Genomic DNA, 543 nt, shown 5'->3' with positions numbered 1-543 from the left:
CCGCAAAAAGATGCCGAAGAAACCGAAACCGGTATAATTAGAGAAGATTACAAAAGAAGGCAGATATTTATACGCAGCATAGCAGCCATTTTTATAGCTGGTATTTGCATGTTTGCTGTTTACAATTTTTGGGGCTATAGTTTAAACAATATTAAAATTGCCGATTTACAGCAAAAAAAAACGCCAAGCCGCGTAAAATCAAAGATTTATTTAAGTGATGGTTCAATTGTTACATTAAACTCAGAAACTACATTGAAATATCCTCCCTCATTTAAAGGCCCAACCCGCGAGGTTTACCTGAATGGTGAAGCCTTTTTTGACGTGGCAAAAGATCACCGGCACCCGTTTATTGTACATGCAGGTAAAATGAGCATAAAGGTATTAGGTACGGCTTTCAATGTAAAATCATATAAAAACGATATAGCAAGCGAAACTACCCTTATAAGGGGCGCTATTGAAGTAACCCTGGCCGACCGGCCAGCCGACCGGATAATTTTAAAACCGAACGAGAAGCTTATTTTAAAAAGCACCACTTTTAAAAGG

1 protein-coding gene is annotated in these 543 nt (G+C 38.3%); it reads left to right on the top strand.

Annotated features, from left to right (window positions below; genetic code table 11):
- Positions 1–543 (top strand): FecR family protein (locus tag AC1DPZ_RS28755; RefSeq protein ID WP_477409968.1); only part of this gene is annotated, 543 nt, incomplete at both ends.

The sequence above is a fragment of the Mucilaginibacter sp. P4_G9 genome, from assembly GCF_056400985.1.
The sequence above is the reverse complement of the archived record's forward strand: the minus strand, read 5'-3'. Positions and strand labels throughout refer to the sequence as shown.